General features: G+C 64.2%; 4 protein-coding genes. All 4 read left to right on the top strand.

Annotated features, from left to right (window positions below; genetic code table 11):
* Positions 1–147: 147 nt before the first annotated feature.
* The 4 genes from eutH (at position 148) to Q0112_RS16365 (ending at position 2,675) form a co-directional block, all read left to right on the top strand.
* On the top strand, positions 148–1,392 hold the full coding sequence (gene eutH, locus Q0112_RS16380; RefSeq protein WP_297977053.1) for an ethanolamine utilization protein EutH: 1,245 nt from the start codon (positions 148–150) through the stop codon (positions 1,390–1,392).
* Between the two features lie 129 nt (positions 1,393–1,521).
* Positions 1,522–1,872: a transposase gene (locus tag Q0112_RS16375; protein WP_297977052.1), complete on the top strand. Its 351-nt coding sequence runs from the start codon at positions 1,522–1,524 to the stop codon at positions 1,870–1,872.
* Entirely contained in the window at positions 1,872–2,117 is a 246-nt protein-coding gene (locus Q0112_RS16370; RefSeq protein WP_297977051.1) for an IS3 family transposase, read from the top strand. Before Q0112_RS16375 ends, Q0112_RS16370 begins: the two co-directional genes overlap by 1 nt.
* 42 nt (positions 2,118–2,159) lie before the next feature.
* Complete coding sequence (locus Q0112_RS16365) at positions 2,160–2,675, top strand: IS3 family transposase (RefSeq protein ID WP_297977054.1); 516 nt, start codon at positions 2,160–2,162, stop codon at positions 2,673–2,675.
* The last annotated feature ends 102 nt before the right edge of the window (positions 2,676–2,777 follow it).

Raw genomic sequence — 2,777 nt, 5'->3', positions numbered from 1 at the left:
CACCCCCGGACCGTCCAAACAATCTACTCCACCGAAACACTTTTTGGGCCGGCGCGCACGGTTGCAGGAGGGACACGACCGCCGGAAGTGGCGTGCCGCGTCCCGGTCAGCGCTCGACGACGGCGGCCTTGTGGCACGCCCGTCCGAGTGATCGAGGGCATCCTCGCCCGTGGCGGTCTCTTTGCACAGGGGAATTTTCCGGTGGCACATATCGGCACATTCGCCATCTACATCATCATGGCCTGCGCGGTGATTGGTGCCATCGCGTCGATCCTCGACAGCGATAGCTCGCTCGGGCGCGAGTTCATGGCAGGACTTCACGCCATCGGGTATATCATCATTCCCGTGGCCGGTATCATGGCAGCCGTTCCTTACCTCTCCCGATTCGTGGACATGGCGATCGGACCCGTCTTCCTGACGGTGGGCGCGGATCCCGCCATGGCCGCAACCTCGGTGATCGCCGTCGACATGGGCGGCTATCAGCTCGCCAGGGAGCTCGCGTTGTCGACCGAGGGATGGATCATGGCCTCGATCACCGGTTTCATGGCCGGCGCGACGATCATCTTCAGCATTCCGGTCGGCCTCGCGATGCTGGAAAAATCCGATCACAAGTATATGGCGCTGGGAATCATGTGCGGCATTCTCGCGGTGCCCGTAGGCGTCCTGGTTTCCTGCCTCGTGCTGACCATCATGCAGGTCAACGTCCGTCCGGAGATCACTACGACGGGCGAGGCGACGCATTTGCTTGCGCTGACGATGGCGGGGGTGGCCCGCAACATCGGGCCTCTCATCGTCTTCTGCTTGGTCCTCGCGACCTTCCTCAAGATATTCCCCACGCTGATGATCCGCCTGTTCCTAGCTTTCGGCCGGGTGCTCTACGCGGCCATCACCCTCATCCTCGTCTTCTCCATCGTTGAGTATTTTACCGGCTTCTTCACTTGGGCCTTTGGCGGGTGGGGCTTCGCTCCCATCATCGCGGACGAAGGGGACAAGTTCCGGGCGTTAGAGATCGCTGGCTACATCGGGATCATGCTCTCTGGCGCGTTTCCCATGGTCTACCTGCTGCAGCACTTCCTCGAGAAGCCGATGGAGAGGCTGGGCGGACGGCTCGGCATGTCTGCGGCGGGCACCACAGGTCTTCTCGCCGCCTCGGCGAATGTGCTTGCGATGTTCCGCCTCGTGAAGGACATGCCGCCGCGGGACAAGGTATTATGCATCGCCTATGCAGTCTGCGCTGCCTTTATGTTCGGCGACCACCTCGCATTCTCCGCAAACTTCCAGCCCACGATCATTCTACCCCTCCTGCTCGGCAAGTTTTCCGGCGGCGTTACCGGGTTCCTGATCGCCTCGCGGCTGACGGTACCCGAGGCTGAACTTGAGACGTTGGCTTGACTCTCTTCGTCAAGCCCTATGCGCAGAGGGAGGGTCAGAAGCCGCCGTACTTGTGGAGTGGGCCCCTCGGGGCGGACAGATCGGCTGAAGTGAATTGACCGGTGGCCGGGCTTTCGAAGGATGGAAGCCATGGTGAAGCACCGATCTCACAGCATCGAATTCAAGCGTCAGATCGCCCGGGAATTCCTGGCAGGCGAGACGCTGCACGGCTTGGCGAAGCGCCACGACATCTCGCGCAACCTGATCCGGGTCTGGGTCGGGAAGTACGAGGCGGGCGAGTTCGACGAGGACGCGCAGGCGGCCGACCTGATCCAGGAGTACGAGGCGCGGATCGCTGCGCTCGAGCGGCTGGTCGGCCGGCAGGCGCTGGAGCTCGAGTTCCTAAAGGGGGCTCTGCGGCAAGGACGCCTGCCGAGAAGCGAGCGTATGTGCGTGATCGCCGGCCCGACGGCCTCTCCATCTCCAAAGGATGCCGCCTGATGGGGATCGCGCGGTCGAGCTTCCATGCAGATTCTGCCGCTGCCGCCGACGATACGACCCTGCTCGAGGCGATGCACGCCATCAAGGATGAGTTCGAGGCCTATGGCTGGCGGAGGGTGCAGGCGGCGCTGCGGCAGGTCGGGTGGGTGGTGAACCACAAGAAGGTCAAGCGGCTGATGCGCGAGCACGGCCTGCATCCCGTGCTGCGCCGACGCTTTTGTCGCCACCACCGACAGCGACCATGACCAGCCGATCTTCCCGGATCGGACGCGCGAACTCGCCCCCGCCTGCGGCCGAACCAGCTCTGGGTGGCCGATCTCACCTATGTCGCGGTTGCTGCGGGTTTCGTCTACGCCGCGCTGATCATGGACGCCTGGTCACGCCGCATCGTCGGCTATGCCATCGGCCGCAGGATCGACGCACGGCTGACGCTGGCTGCCCTCGAGGCCGCGATCGGCGCGCGGCATCCGCCGCCGGGCTGCATCCGCCATTCGGATCGCGGGTCTCAGTACGCGGCGCTCGCATACCGCGACCGGCTCGCAGCCGCCGGCCTCGTCGGCTCGATGGGCCGTCGCGGCAATCCCTACGACAACGCGATGGCCGAGAGCCTGATGAAGACCCTCAAGGTCGAGGGGGTCTACCCGATGGACTTCGAGACCTTCGACGACGTTGCGGAGCAGCTCCCGCGCTTCATCGAGAAATGCAATGACCGGCGCCTGCGCCTGCACTCGGCGCTCGGATACCGCAGCCCTGCACAGTTCGAAGAGGAGAACGCCCGGCCACCGGTCAAAACTGCAGCGTGACATCTGTCCGCCCCGAGGGGGCCCACTCCAATCAGGGGTCCCGATTCGGCTCTGACTCACTTTCGGTGCAGCCGGTCGGCCTGGCGGATAGTCTCTGGCTCC

It is taken from the genome of uncultured Amaricoccus sp., assembly GCF_937858865.1.
Classification (GTDB): Bacteria; Pseudomonadota; Alphaproteobacteria; order Rhodobacterales; family Rhodobacteraceae; genus Amaricoccus.
The sequence above is the reverse complement of the archived record's forward strand: the minus strand, read 5'-3'. Positions and strand labels throughout refer to the sequence as shown.